13 protein-coding genes are annotated in these 12,580 nt (G+C 73.1%); 7 read left to right on the top strand and 6 right to left on the bottom strand.

The features are described from left to right. Window positions 1-340 precede the first annotated feature (340 nt). From QP089_RS26830 to QP089_RS26805, 6 genes are all read left to right on the top strand, one after another. Window positions 341-1,183: a helix-turn-helix domain-containing protein gene (locus QP089_RS26830; protein WP_285914994.1), complete on the top strand. Its 843-nt coding sequence runs from the start codon at window positions 341-343 to the stop codon at window positions 1,181-1,183. Beyond that, window positions 1,180-1,380 carry a DUF397 domain-containing protein gene (locus tag QP089_RS26825; RefSeq protein WP_285914992.1) on the top strand — a complete coding sequence of 67 codons (201 nt, stop codon included), beginning with the start codon at window positions 1,180-1,182 and terminating at the stop codon, window positions 1,378-1,380. Before QP089_RS26830 ends, QP089_RS26825 begins: the two co-directional genes overlap by 4 nt. A 159-nt stretch (window positions 1,381-1,539) precedes the next feature. After that, complete coding sequence (locus QP089_RS26820) at window positions 1,540-2,559, top strand: LLM class F420-dependent oxidoreductase (RefSeq protein ID WP_285914991.1); 1,020 nt, start codon at window positions 1,540-1,542, stop codon at window positions 2,557-2,559. Window positions 2,560-2,823: 264 nt separating this feature from the next. Next, window positions 2,824-4,479 (top strand): acetolactate synthase large subunit, encoded by a 1,656-nt coding sequence (locus QP089_RS26815; protein WP_285914988.1) that lies wholly within the window; start codon window positions 2,824-2,826, stop codon window positions 4,477-4,479. An 87-nt stretch (window positions 4,480-4,566) separates the two neighbouring features. After that, entirely contained in the window at window positions 4,567-5,418 is an 852-nt protein-coding gene (locus QP089_RS26810; protein ID WP_285914986.1) for a hypothetical protein, read from the top strand. A gap of 64 nt (window positions 5,419-5,482) precedes the next feature. Then, complete coding sequence (locus QP089_RS26805) at window positions 5,483-6,265, top strand: SDR family oxidoreductase (protein ID WP_285914985.1); 783 nt, start codon at window positions 5,483-5,485, stop codon at window positions 6,263-6,265. Here QP089_RS26805 and QP089_RS26800 read toward each other — a convergent pair. Continuing rightward, on the bottom strand, window positions 6,228-7,472 hold the full coding sequence (locus tag QP089_RS26800; RefSeq protein ID WP_285914984.1) for an MFS transporter: 1,245 nt from the start codon (window positions 7,470-7,472) through the stop codon (window positions 6,228-6,230). The genes QP089_RS26805 and QP089_RS26800 overlap by 38 nt on opposite strands. An 89-nt stretch (window positions 7,473-7,561) precedes the next feature. Here QP089_RS26800 and QP089_RS26795 point away from each other — a divergent pair, with 89 nt between their 5' ends. Next, entirely contained in the window at window positions 7,562-8,143 is a 582-nt protein-coding gene (locus tag QP089_RS26795) for a TetR/AcrR family transcriptional regulator (protein WP_285914983.1), read from the top strand. Between the two features lie 17 nt (window positions 8,144-8,160). On the opposite strand, the gene QP089_RS26790 is transcribed toward QP089_RS26795, so the two are convergent. The 5 genes from QP089_RS26790 to QP089_RS26770 form a co-directional block, all read right to left on the bottom strand. Next, window positions 8,161-8,967: a methyltransferase domain-containing protein gene (locus QP089_RS26790; RefSeq protein ID WP_285914982.1), complete on the bottom strand. Its 807-nt coding sequence runs from the start codon at window positions 8,965-8,967 to the stop codon at window positions 8,161-8,163. Window positions 8,968-9,163: 196 nt separating this feature from the next. Beyond that, a complete protein-coding gene (locus QP089_RS26785; RefSeq protein WP_285914980.1) occupies window positions 9,164-9,385 on the bottom strand; it encodes a hypothetical protein in 222 nt (73 codons plus the stop codon). A gap of 188 nt (window positions 9,386-9,573) precedes the next feature. Further along, window positions 9,574-11,550 (bottom strand): FtsX-like permease family protein, encoded by a 1,977-nt coding sequence (locus QP089_RS26780; RefSeq protein WP_285914978.1) that lies wholly within the window; start codon window positions 11,548-11,550, stop codon window positions 9,574-9,576. Further along, window positions 11,550-12,257: an ABC transporter ATP-binding protein gene (locus QP089_RS26775; RefSeq protein WP_285914977.1), complete on the bottom strand. Its 708-nt coding sequence runs from the start codon at window positions 12,255-12,257 to the stop codon at window positions 11,550-11,552. The genes QP089_RS26780 and QP089_RS26775 overlap by 1 nt, the downstream gene beginning before the upstream one ends. Beyond that, window positions 12,254-12,460, bottom strand: a complete 207-nt coding sequence (locus QP089_RS26770; protein ID WP_285914976.1) for a hypothetical protein — start codon at window positions 12,458-12,460, stop codon at window positions 12,254-12,256. Before QP089_RS26770 ends, QP089_RS26775 begins: the two co-directional genes overlap by 4 nt. Window positions 12,461-12,580 lie beyond the last annotated feature (120 nt).

Here is a 12,580-nt window from a genome sequence, read left to right as displayed (position 1 = left end):
GGGCCGGGGCCGGGCGGCGCCGGGCCGGCGACCGGGCCGGCGACCGGGCCGGCCGCCGCGGCCGCGCGGTCGTGCTCGGCGCGCGGCCCGGCGGTGTGCCGCGTTCCGCACGGGCTCGCGTCGGTGGTCTCAGGCGGGGTCTTCACGAGTGCCTCCCGCGGGCCGCCTGCCCGGGCGCGCGGTCCGATCGCCGTCACTATGGGTTCCCGAGCAGTCACGCATTCAAGACTCTCGTGAGATTCTCACGTTCGCAAGCGCCTTCAGGGAATTGCCCCGCCCTTCGTGCCGGGTTCGTCAATCGCGTTGTGGCGCGGGGCCGGAGCGGCGAGACTTCGCTCCCATGACCTACCGCCCCACCGTTCGTGGTCGCCGTCTGGCGCGGGAGCTCCGCAAGCTGCGGGAGGAGCAGGGCCTGACCCTGCAGGAGGTGGCCGACCGGCTCGACTGGTCCCGGGCCACCGTGTCCCGTCTGGAGACCAGCCAGACCCGTCCGCGACCCGGTGACATCGCCGACATCCTCGACCTCTACGGCGTGCCGAGCCCGGACCGCGACGCGCTGATCACGCTCGCCCGGCAGGCCGGGCAGCGCGGTTGGTGGACCGCCTACCAGGACGTCTTCGCGGGCAGCTACGTCGCGCTGGAGGACGAGGCGTCGCACATCCGCACCTGGGACCCGCAGCTCATCCACGGGCTGCTGCAGACCGAGGACTACTCCCGCGCCGTCATCGGGGCGGGCCGCCTGCTGCCGGCGCCGGAGGACGTCGAGCGCCGGATCGCCGCCCGCAAGATCCGCCAGGCGCTGCTCGACCGCGACAGCGCGCCCCGGCTGCAGGTGATCTTCGACGAGGCCGTGCTGCACCGGCCGATCGGCGGCCCGGAGGTGTGGCGCGCGCAGATGGCGCACCTGGTGGAGGCGATGAAGCGCCCAACGGTGACCGTTCAGGTACTCCCCTATACAGAGGGGGGCCATGCGGGCCTTGACGGACGTTTCACCATATTGTCGTATCCGGACCCCGCCGACCCCGATATCGCCTACGTAGAGGGGACCATGGGTGACGTTTACCTTGAGAGCAGCGAGGCAATAGCAAAACATAGGGACCGCTTCGATCGGATCGAGGCGGCCGCCCTGTCCCCCGAGGATTCCGCGCACCTCATAGCCGAGGCAGCAAGGAGCAGCCCGTGACCCACCTGCAGCGCGAACTCAACGGAGCCGCCTGGCGCACGTCCTCCCACAGCGGGAGCGGCGACCAGTGCGTCGAGGTGGCCCCCCTCTCCAGCGATCTGCGCGCTGTTCGCGATTCGAAGGACCCCGGCGGCCCGGCCCTGGTGCTGACGCCGCACGCATGGCAGGCCCTCCTCGACTCCATCCGGGAGGTCTGAGCACGACGCGCACGGAGGGCCGCGGCGCAGCGCCGCGGCCCTCTGCCGTGCTCGGCCGCCCTCCCGGCACCCGCCCTTCCGGGAAAATAGAACGTGTTCTAGTATCGCCGTGCGCCACCGGCCCGGCGGCGCGTGCCCCGGCGACCGGAGGGTGGCATCGTGACCGCGGAACTCAAGCTCGGCATCAACGTCGGCTACTGGCAGCGCGAGCCCGACGACCAGACCGAGACGGTCCTGGCCGCCGAGCGCTGCGGATACGACTCGGTCTTCACCGCCGAGGCCTACGGCTCCGACGCCTTCACCCCGCTGGCCTGGTACGCCGCCCGGACGTCCCGGATCAAACTGGGCACGGCCGTGGTGCAGATGTCGGCGCGCACGCCCGCCGCCACCGCGATGCACGCGCTGACCCTCGACGCGCTGTCCGGCGGCCGGGTGATCCTCGGCCTCGGCGCGTCCGGCCCGCAGGTCGTGGAGGGCTGGTACGGGCAGCCGTTCCCGAAGCCGCTCGCCCGCACCCGCGAGTACCTCGACATCGTCCGGCAGGTGTGGCGCCGCGAGGAGCCGGTGACCAGCGAGGGCCCGCACTACCCGCTGCCGTACCCGGGCGGCGCGGGCCTCGGCAAGCCGCTGAAGTCGATCGTCCACCCGCTCCGCCCGGAGATCCCCGTCTACCTGGGCGCGGAGGGGCCGAAGAACGTCGCGCTGTCCACCGAGGTCGCGCAGGGCTGGCTGCCGCTGTTCGTCGACCCCGAGCAGATCGAGCCGGTGTTCGGGGCGTCGCTGGCCGGCCGTCCGGACGGCTTCGAGATCGCCGCGACCGTCACCACGATCGTCACCGACGACCTGGCCTCCGCGCTGGAGTTCGCCAAGATCCCCCTCGCCTTCTACATCGGCGGCATGGGCGCCAAGGACCGCAACTTCCACCTCGACCTCATCGGCCGGCTCGGCTTCGCCGAACAGGCGCAGCGCGTGCAGGAGCTGTTCCTGGACGGCCGCCGCGCCGAGGCGATCAAGGCCGTCCCCGACGAGCTGGCCGACTCGATCTCGCTGCTCGGCCCCCTCGGCCGCATCAAGGAGCGGCTCCGGCTGTGGCGCGACAGCCCGGTCACCACCGTGCTCATCGCCGGGGTGAAGGACGAGCCGACGCTGCGCGCGATCAAGGAGATGGTGGACGGCTGAGCAAGCCGTCCGTACCTTTTCGCCCAGGATTATCACGGGCGGGAAAGTTCCCGCCGTCACGGAGCGGGTCCTACGTTCGTGATCAGGCCACCCGAGTCACCGGGGCATGGGGAGGGGCGGTCCGGCGCACGCCGGGCCGCCCCTCCCCATGTCCGGGCGGGGGTCCCCCGTAAGCGATCACACAGGGCGCGATGGAATGGAGGCGGTGGACCGGGCGCTGCACCGAAGGCACCCGGAGATCAGAGACTGGAGATGGGACACACGATGTCCACGCAGCAAGACGCCGCCCGGCTGCTCGTCCGGACCCTGGAGGCCGAAGGCGTCGAGTACGTGTTCGGCATACCCGGCGAGGAGAACATCCACTTCGTCCACGCCCTGAACGACTCCTCGATCCGCTACGTCCTCGTCCGCCACGAGCAGGGCGCCGCGTTCATGGCCGAGATCTACGGCCGGCTCACCGGGAAGGCGGGCGTGGCCTCCGCGACGCTCGGCCCCGGCGCGATCAACCTTCAGCTCGGCGTCGCCGACGCCACCACCAACAGCACCCCCGTCGTCGCGATCTCCGCGCAGGTCGGCCTCGACCGCATCTACAAGGAGTCGCACCAGATCGTCGACCTGGTGTCGCTGTTCCGCCCGATCACCAAGTGGGCGGAGCTGGCGCCGACCGCCGAGGCGCTGCCGGAGATGGTCCGCAAGGCGTTCAAGACCGCGCAGACCGAGCGTCCCGGCGCCGTCTACCTGGCGATCCCCGAGGACGTCGAGTCGGCGAAGGTCTCCGACGCGCTGAAGCCGCTGCCGCTCAACATCGTCCGGCCGCAGGAGCCGTCGCCCTCGCAGATCGCCCGCGCCGCCGACGTGATCGCGCTCGCCCGGCAGCCGATCGTGCTGGCCGGGCACGGCGCCACCCGCGACCGCGCGAGCGAGGCGCTGGTCCACTTCTCCGAGCAGCTCGGCCTGCCCGTCGCCACCACCTTCAACGGCAAGGGCGTCTTCCCCGACGACCACCGCAACGCGCTCGGCGCCGTCGGCTTCATGCGGCACGACTACGTCAACTTCGGCTTCGACGAGGCGGACGTCCTCATCGCCGTCGGCTACGAGCTGCAGGAGTTCGACCCCGTCAAGATCAACCCGAACGCCGACAAGAAGATCATCCACATCCACCAGTCGCCCGCCGAGGTCGACGACCACTACCCCGTCACCGTCGGCATCCAGGGCGACATCTCCCGGACCCTGCGCGCCCTCGCCGGCAGCGTCCACCGCCGCTGGGACGTGGGCGGCACCGGCGAGAAGATCCGCCGGATGATGCGCGACGAGCTCGCCGAGGGCGCCACCGAGGACGGCTTCCCGCTCTCGCCCCGCCGCATCGTCGCCGACGTCCGCGCCGCCATGGGCCGCAGCGACATCGTGCTCGCCGACACCGGCGCGGTGAAGATGTGGATGGCCCGCATGTACCCGACGTACGAGCCGAACACCCTGCTGGTCTCCAACGGCCTGTCGTCCATGGGCTTCGCCGTCCCCGGCGCCATCGCCGCCAAGCTCGCCCACCCCGACCGCCGGGTCCTCGCCGCCACCGGCGACGGCGCGTTCCTGATGAACTCCCAGGAACTGGAGACCGCCGTCCGCGAGAACGTCCCGATCACCGTCCTGATCTGGGACGACTCCGCCTACGGCCTGATCGAGTGGAAGATGGATTTCGACATCGGCACCAGTTCCCACATCAAGTTCGGCAACCCCGACTTCGTCACCTACGCCGAGAGCTTCGGCGCCCGCGGCTACCGCGTCGAATCGGCCGGCGAGCTGCTCCCCACCCTCCGCAAGGCCCTCGCCGAGGACACCGTGTCCGTCATCACCGTCCCGGTGGACTACTCCCACAACCTCCAACTAACAGACAAACTAGGCGACCTCACCGGCCCGTTCTAGCCACCCGCCGCGCTGCTCATGGTCTCGAATAACCATTCGAGACCATGAGCAGCGCGCAACTGTTCGATTACCCTTAGTTTGCGTTCCATGCCAACGAGTGCACACGAGCTCCCGCTGGAGATGGTCCGCAACCGGCCCGAGCTCGTCCCCACGATCCTGCGGACCGTCTTCGACCTGGACATCCTCGGCGAACCCAGCCTCACGTCCGAGTCCTTCGCCGACCTGAACCCCGCCGAATTGCGCTGCGACGCCACCGTCCTGTTCGACGCCCCGGAAAAGCCCGCTCACGGCGTGGTCGTGGAGTCACAGCAGCGGTTCGATGAGGGCAAGCAGTACAGCTGGCCCGCCTACATCGCACTGCTCCGGCTACGCCACAAGTGCGGGGCGACCCTGCTCGTCCTGTGCCCGGACCAGAACAGCGCCCGCCGGTGCGCCGCCCCCATCGACATGGGCCACCCCGACTGGGTGCTGCGGCCCCTGACCGTCCACCCCGGCATGCTCCCCCCGATCACCGACCCCGCCGAAGCCGTCCGCATACCCGAACTGGCCGTCCTCAGCGCGCCCGCGCACGCCGACGGCCCGCACGCATCCGCCGTGGTCAGCGCCGTCGCGGCGGCCATCGACACGCTCACCGGAGACACCGGCCCTCTGTACCATGACTACCTGAGGACGCTGCTCTCTGACGCTGCCCGCAAGCTCCTGGAGGACACCGTGAAGACCGCCGGCTACGAGTGGCAGTCAGACTTCGCCAAAACCCACATCGCCGAAGGCCGCACCGAGGAAGCGGCCAGGCTGCTGCTCCTCATCCTCGAGAAGCGGGACGTCCCCGTCCCCAACGACGTTCGCGACCGAATCGCCGAGTGCACCGACACCGAGCAGCTCGAGCGCTGGGCCGAGCGCGCTCTCGTCATCGATCACGCCGAACAACTATTCGACTGACGCACTTGCCGGCCCCGTCCTCTTTGGGCGGGGCCGGTTTCGTGTTGGGATCTAGAGTGGCTGGATGAGTGGGGTTTTGGCGGGGCGGGTCGGGGTTGTTACGGGGGTTGGGCGGCGGGCCGGGATCGGGTTCGCGGTGGCGCGGGAGTTGTTGGCGGCCGGGGCGAGTGTGCTGGTGCAGTCGTGGACGCCGCACGACGAGGAGCAGCCGTGGGGCGCCGAGCCGGTGGAAGGTGTGCTGGAGGCGCTCGGGGGGCTGGGGCCCCGGCTGGCTTACGTCGCGGCGGATTTCGCCGAGGCGGACGCGCCGGGGCGGGTCGTCCAGCGGGCGGTGGAGGTGTTCGGGGCGGTCGACGTGGTGGTGGCGAACCACGCGCGCAGTGCCGAGCAGGCGTTGGACGAGGTCACGGCCGACGAACTGGACCACTGCTGGGCGGTGAACGCCCGGGCGAGCGTGCTGCTCGCCCGGGCGTTCGCGGAGGTCCACGACGACGCGCGGCCGGGCGGGCGGATTGTGCTGTTCACCTCGGGGCAGCATCTCGGGCCGATGGGGCGGGAGATCCCGTACGCGGTGAGCAAGGGCGCGATCCATCAGATGACGCTGACGCTGGCCGATGTGCTGGCCGACCGGGGCATCACGGTCAACGCGGTCAATCCGGGGCCGGTGGACACCGGGTGGGCGGACGCCCCGCTGGCCGAGAGCATCGCCGCGGCGCTGCCGTTCGGGCGGTGGGGCCAACCGGACGACGTGGCGCGGCTGGTGCGGTGGCTGGTGTCGGACGAGGGGCGGTGGATCACCGGGCAGGTGATCAACTCTGAGGGGGGCTTCCGGCGCTGGAGCGTCTGAGCAGCAGGCCGCCGGCGGCCAGCAGGGCCAGGACGATCACCGCGCCGCCGTAGATGTCGGCGGTCTCGCGCAGGCCGATATGGGTGGTGGCGAAGCCGGCGGCGACGGCGGGCAGGCTGAAGGCCAGGTAGCTGAGGGTGTAGACGGTCGCGAAGAGGGCGGCGCGGCGGGCCGGTTCGGCGAGGGTCGCGGCGATGCGGAAGGCGCCGAGGAACGCGGCGCCGAAGCCGAGGCCGGAGACCACGGTGGCGGTGAAGAACAGCGGCGTGGACGCGGTGGCGAGCGCGGTCAGGGTGAGGGCGAGGCCGGTCGCGAGGACGAGGGAGCCGCCGATCATCATCGGGCGGGGGCGCCGGGGGCCGGTCGCGATGACGGCGGTGGCGCTGGAGGCCATCAGCGCGAAGACGACCAGGCCGCCGACCAGGTGGCTGCGGACGCCGAGGACGCCGGCGGCCAGCGAGGGGCCGAGGGACATGTAGAGGCCGACGACGCCCCAGGTGGCGATCAGGCTCGGGACGACCAGCAGGAACGTTCCACGGGCGCCGCGCGGGACGCTGACCTGCGGGCGCAGCGAGGCCAGGGCTCCGGGGCGGCGGGCGGCGGTCTCCGGCATGGCCGCGATGCCGGCGACGGCGAGGGCGCACAGCGCGGCGAGCAGCCAGTAGACGAGGGTGGTCGGCGCGGGCGCGTACTGGACGAGCAGTCCGGAGCCGAGGGCCCCGGCGCCGAGGCCGATGCCGGGGGTGGCGCTGTTGACCAGGGACGCGAGGCGCTGGTCGTGCGGGGGCTGCAGGTCGACCAGGCCGGCGCTGATCGCGCCGGTGGCGGTGCCGGTCGCGAGGCCCTGCAGGACGCGGGCGGCGACGAGCCAGCCGACGCCGTCCGCGGTGACGAACAGCAGCATCGCGGCGACCTGGGCGATCAGTGCGGCGGCGAGCACGGGGCGGCGGCCGACGTGGTCGGACAGGCCGCCGACGGTGACCAGGGCGACCAGCAGCGCGAGCGCGTAGACGGCGAAGACGACGGTGAGCGTGGTGGCCGAGAACTTCCATTCGGCCTGGTAGACGACGTAGAGGGGGGACGGTGCGGCGGCCGCGGCCATGAACGCCAGCAGGGTGGCGGCGAGGGTCCAGAACGCGGCGGCGCGGGGCAGCCGGCGGGTGCGCGGGCCCGCGGCGGGCGGGGCGGCCGGGAGGGCGGTGGTCACGAGCACTCCTAAAGCAAAGATGTTGGCTTTAAGAGACGGTACTCGCCTCGGGACGCTAAAGCAAAGAATATTGCGTTAACCTGGTCGGTATGAGTACCGCCACCCGTCCCGCCTCCGCGCGGCCCGGTGGGCGCAGCGCCCGCGTCCGCGACGCGGTGCACCGCGCGGTCACCGAGCTGATCTGCGAGCGCGGCGCCGACCGCGTCACGATCCCGCTGGTGGCCTCGCGCGCGGGGGTCAACCCGACGACGGTCTACCGGCGCTGGGGCACGGTGCCCGCGCTGCTGGCGGAGGTGGCGGCCAAGGAGCTGGACGCCGACGCCCCGCCCGCGCCGACCGGCGACCTGCGCGCCGACCTGGCGGCCTACGCCGAGTGGGACCTGGCGCATCTGTCGCGTCCGGGCGGCATCGCGTTCTTCCGCGCCGAGGTCGCGGCCGATCTGGACGAGCGCAAGGCGGGCCTGCGCGAATGCCTGCGGCAGGTGACCGGGGACCTGGAGGCGATCCTCGCCGCCGCCCGGGAGAACGGCGAGACGGGCCTGCCGTCCGTCGAGCAGATCACCGACCGGGTGGTGGCTCCGCTGTACTTCCGGGTCGTCTTCTCGATCCCCGGCACCGACGCCCGTTTCGCCCGCGGGCTGGCCGAGGAGTTCCTCGACGGACGGTCCTGACTGGGACCCGGGGCGGCTCAGGCGCGGCAGATGATCTCGCCGTGGGTGACGGAGTACCAGCCGTCCTCGGCGGCGGCCCACTCCTTCCAGCCCTCGTAGACGCGCTGCAGCTCGTCGCGGGTGGCGTAACCGCCGGCGACGGCCTTGTCGGCGACGGACGAGTCGCGCATCCGGCCGCCCCACGACTCGCTCCACCACTCGCGCTCTTCGGGCGTGGCGTAGCACCAGGACGACGCGGACGCGGTGACGTCGGTGAACCCGGCCCGCCGCGCCCAGGAGACCAGGCGCCGGCCGCCGTCCGGCTCGCCGCCGTTGCCGCGCGCCACCTCGTAGTAGATGGGCAGCCAGGGGGCCATGGCCTCGGGCTGCGGGTACCAGATCATGGAGCCGAAGTCGGCGTCGCGGGCCGCCACGATCCCGCCGGGCCTGGTGACGCGGCGCATCTCGGCCAGCGCCCGGACGGGGTCGGCGATGTGCTGCAGGACCTGGTGGGCGTGGACGACGTCGAAGGTGTCGTCGGGGAAGTCCAGGGCGTGGATGTCGGCGACGGCGAACTCGACGTTGGAGACGCCCCTGGCGGCCACGGTCCTGCGCGCCTCGGCCAGCACGACCTCGGCGGCGTCGGCGGCGACGACGCGTCCGGGCGCGACCCGCTCGGCCATCCCGGCGGTGATGGTGCCCGGGCCGCAGCCGACGTCCAGCACCGACATCCCAGCGCGCAGGTGCGGGATCAGGTAGGCGGCGGAGTTCTCGACGGTGCGCCACTGGTGCGAGCTCAGCACGCTCGCGTGGTGGCCATGGGTGTAGGTCGCGTTCGCGGGCATCGGGATCCCCTCTCTGACGGTGCCTGCACCCTACGCCGGCTTCTCATAATCTGAGAACTGAATCTCATGATATGAGACGACAGAGGCCGGACATGCGAGAGGGGGCCGAGACGCGCTGGTCCCGGCCCCCTCTCGGAGCCCGTCTGTCAGGCGGCCGCCCCGAATCCTCGGGCCGCCTTGTGCGTCGGTCCGCCGGTCAGGCCGCCAGGGCGACGCGCCGCGCGGCGGGCACCGCCGGGACGGGCGCCGGGGGCGGGGCGGGCAGCGGCTCGAGCACGGCCAGCGCCGGGGTGATCTCGGCGTAGGCGTTCAGCGTCGCGTGGGTGAGTTCGGTGAGCCACGGCTGCACGACGGTCCGCTCGGCGGGCCCGTCCAGCCGCGGGTGGGTGAGATGGAATGTGCCGGTCGCTTCGCTCACTGTCGACACCCCTCATTCCTTGACCCGGCGGCCCCGCGCCTGTGCGACGGCCGCCGGTTGACACATACCCCTAGGTACGTAGGCACAAGCCACGCGGTTCGGCGGCTGTTCCCGGTTGCCCCAGGTTGTCCCCTAAATCACATCCCAACCTACGCAGCGCCTCGGACATTTTTCGAACGGATATTCGGCTAGTCCGGGGTCGGCGCGGGGTCGGTGGTGACGGCGCGGAGCAGCGGGCGGCTCAGCGCGGACGCGCCGAGGATCCCGCCGAAGCCGAGCGCCACGAACGCGGCGAGCGTCACCGCCCCGGACGCGCCGAACCCGATCGCGAACGGGGAGGCGAAGAACAGGCCGGTCGCCAGCGAGCCGCCGCCCATCACCACGAGCGGGATCAGCGTCTCCTGCCGCCGGGCCCGGTCCAGCACCCGCAGCGGGGTGCCCGCCAGGCGCAGCATCGCGTACGCCTGCCGCCGGTCGAGCACCGCCGACGCGCCGGTGATGCCCGCGCTGGTGATCGCGATGAGGAAGGACACGACCAGCACGGTGAGGGCGCCCGTCCGCAGGTCGCCCAGCAGCCGGTCCTGGGCCCTGTCCTGGTCGGCCGTGGTGGTGGCGACCCGGCCGGGGACCGCCGCGGCGAGCGCCGTGCGCGCCTCGTCGACCGCGCCCGCCCCGCCTCGGACGCTGATGGTCAGGACGGCGGCGTCCGCGGGCGGGTCCTCGGTGGAGGGCGGCTTCACCGAGACGCCCGCGTCGATCCCGTGGAGCCTGCCCCTGACCTGCTCGGCGACGGCCTCGCCCCGGGCCGGCGGGACGGTCAGCCGCAGCTCGCCGGACGCCTTCGTCCCCGGCGACGCCGTGCCCATCAGCGCGAGGAAGCCCGCGACGAACCCGGTCAGCGCGACGCCGGCGACCGTCCGCCACGCCGAGCGCGGGTCGTCCACCAGCCGCCGCCCGGCCAGCAGCCGCGCCGGGCTCCGCGCGAGGCCGACGGTGACGCGGCCGATCAGCGCGACCACCCATGGCCCGGCGAGGTTGATCGCGACGAAGGCCAGCATGAGGAACAGCAGCATGATCACCAGGCCGGTCCGGCCCATGCCGGTCAGCCCGCCGCTCAGCGCGCCGAACGCGACCACGACCGCGGCGAGCAGCAGCAGCCGGACGGCGCGCATCGCCGGCGGCGTCTCGCGGCGGGCGACGCCGAGCGGGCTCACCACGACGCGGCGCAGCCCGGCGACCGCGCTGGCGCCGACCAGGACGGGCACCGCCGCGAGCAGCGCCGCGACGGTGGGCGCGCCCGGCCACAGGTCGGCGGCGTACCAGCCGCCGCCCGCGATCGCGATGCGGGTGAGCGCGGGGATCGCCGCCGCGTACAGGACGGTCCCGGCCAGCGCGCCCGCCGCCGCGGTGAGCACGGCCTCGGCCGTGGTGATCGCGACGACCTGCCCGGGCGTGGCGCCGACCAGCCGCAGCGCGGCGAGGCGCCGGTCGCGGCGCGCCACCGTCAGCCGGGCGGCGGCGCCGCCGAACACCAGCAGCGGCACGACCATCAGCACCGACGCGATCGCGACGAGCGCCTGGTAGACGCTGGAAACCGCGGCGGTGTCCGTCGGGAACCGCGCGATGGCGGTGGGCGCGGCGGTGTTCTCCACCCCGGAGAGGTCGTCGCGGTGCGCCGTCATGGCGGGATCGCCGGGGCGGTGGCCGACCACGGCGACGAGCTCTCCCGGGTGGATCAGCGCGTCGCGTCCGAGCGTCCCGGCGCGGGCGGGGAAGCGGCCCGCGAGCTGATCGGCGGGCAGGTCCTTGATGAGACGGGCGAGCGCGGGCGAGGTCCAGGTCTCGCCGGGCCTCGGGAAGCGCGGCATGCCCGGCGGGGCGGGCGCGTCCGGCTTCAGCGCCGCCAGTTCCACGACGGTGATCGGCCGGCCGCGGACGTAGTCGGTCGCGAGGGCCTCGACCATCACCGGGCGCGCGTCCGCCTTCCCCGGATGCCGCCACGCATCGGCGTGGGAGCGCTGCGCGAACGCGAGGTTGGCGCTGACCGCGAACAGCAGCAGCCCGGTGGAGACGGCCACCGCGGCGAGGGTGAGCAGCGAGCCGAGCAGGTTGCGTCGGCCCCCGCCGCGCAGCAACCGCCAGGTCAGCTCCAGGGTCCTGCGCATCACGCCGCTCCGTGGACCGGTTGCCGCACGCGGCCGTCGCGGACCTGGACCGTCCGGTCGCACCAGCGCGCCACGGACGGGTCGTGCGTCACCACGACCAGCGAGGCGTCGTTGTGCCGGGTCGCCTCGGTCAGCAGCCGCATCGTCTCGTGGCCGGTGGCCTGGTCGAGCGCGCCCGTCGGCTCGTCGGCGAAGACGACCGCCGGACGCGGCGCCAGCGCCCGGGCGATCGCCACCCGCTGCGCCTGCCCGCCGGACAGCTCGCCCGGACGCCGGCCCTCCAGCCCGCCGAGCCCGAGCGGGCCGAACCAGGTCCGGGCGACCTTGACGGCCTCCCGGCGCGGCGTCCCGTTCAGCATCAGCGGGAGCGCGACGTTCTCCTCGGCGGGCAGTTCGGGGAGCAGCTGCCCGAACTGGAAGACGAACCCGAACCGGGTGCGGCGCAGCGCGCTGCGGCGGCGCTCGCCGAGCGCGTCGATCCGCTGCCCGAGCAGGTGCACCTCCCCCGCGTCCGGGCGCATGATCCCGGCGAGGCAGTGCAGCAGGGTGGACTTGCCGGAGCCGCTCGGCCCCATGATCGCGACGGTCTCGGCGCGGCCGACGGCGAGGTCGACGCCGTCCAGCGCGACGGCGGTGCCGAACCGCTTGGCCAGGCCGCGTCCCGCCAGGACGGGCTCCGGCCGCCCGGATGACGGGGCCCCGCTCACGCCGCGGCCCTCCGCGACTCCCCGGCGGACCGCAGCTCGACGACCTCGACGCCCTCGGCGCCGGGCCCGGCGTCCGGCTCCGAGGGGCCGCGCGACCGCCGGTCCCGGATCGACTCGGTGATCTCCCGGACGGGGATCACCAGTCCGCCGTAGATCACGAAGACGGTGAACAGGACGATGAGGGGGGTGTAGATCGGTTCCATGGCTCCAGCGTGCGGCGCGCCGGGCCCCGCGCACATCGGGCACACGTCCGGTCCGGGCGGGCCGGGCATCGGCCGAACGGCCGATCCGGGGGTCCGCTCGGGGTCGTAACCTGCATAGTC

This window comes from Actinomadura opuntiae (assembly GCF_030283205.1).
Classification (GTDB): domain Bacteria; phylum Actinomycetota; class Actinomycetes; order Streptosporangiales; family Streptosporangiaceae; genus Spirillospora.
Note: the sequence above shows the minus strand (reverse complement) of the source record. Positions and strands in the feature narration are given on the sequence as shown.

Bases quoted from the DNA above. Each gene is read 5' to 3' on its own strand.
- QP089_RS26815 (WP_285914988.1), top strand. From the start codon at position 2,824: ATGTCCACGCAGCAAGACGCCGCCCGGCTGCTCGTCCGGACCCTGGAG.
- QP089_RS26770 (WP_285914976.1), bottom strand. From the start codon at position 12,460: ATGGAACCGATCTACACCCCCCTCATCGTCCTGTTCACCGTCTTCGTG.
- QP089_RS26780 (WP_285914978.1), bottom strand. From the start codon at position 11,550: ATGCGCAGGACCCTGGAGCTGACCTGGCGGTTGCTGCGCGGCGGGGGC.
- QP089_RS26810 (WP_285914986.1), top strand. From the start codon at position 4,567: ATGCCAACGAGTGCACACGAGCTCCCGCTGGAGATGGTCCGCAACCGG.
- QP089_RS26795 (WP_285914983.1), top strand. From the start codon at position 7,562: ATGAGTACCGCCACCCGTCCCGCCTCCGCGCGGCCCGGTGGGCGCAGC.
- QP089_RS26790 (WP_285914982.1), bottom strand. From the start codon at position 8,967: ATGCCCGCGAACGCGACCTACACCCATGGCCACCACGCGAGCGTGCTG.
- QP089_RS26805 (WP_285914985.1), top strand. From the start codon at position 5,483: ATGAGTGGGGTTTTGGCGGGGCGGGTCGGGGTTGTTACGGGGGTTGGG.
- QP089_RS26830 (WP_285914994.1), top strand. From the start codon at position 341: ATGACCTACCGCCCCACCGTTCGTGGTCGCCGTCTGGCGCGGGAGCTC.